1 protein-coding gene is annotated in these 213 nt (G+C 62.9%); it reads left to right on the forward strand.

Going from position 1 to position 213, the window contains the following annotated elements; translation table 11 throughout:
• A partial coding sequence (locus KW824_RS21295) for a VCBS domain-containing protein (protein ID WP_218410920.1) occupies positions 1 to 213 on the forward strand: 213 nt, incomplete at both ends.

Consider the following 213-nt stretch of genomic DNA (forward strand, 5'->3'; position numbering starts at 1 on the left):
ATGAAGCCAAGTTCCTGGCTGGCAACGGCACCCCGAGTGCGGGCGCGCTGGGTAGCCTCGCCATCACCGAAGGCGGTGCCTGGACTTACAACGTCGACAACAGCAAGGTGCAGTACCTGGGCGAGGGGGAGACCAAGGTCGAGACCTTCACCGTGCAGTCTGTGGATGGCACCGAGCACACCGTCACCATCACCATCACCGGCGTCAACGATG

Origin of the sequence: Aeromonas sp. sif0611 (assembly GCF_019218845.1) — a bacterium.
GTDB lineage: Bacteria > Pseudomonadota > Gammaproteobacteria > Enterobacterales > Aeromonadaceae > Aeromonas > Aeromonas media.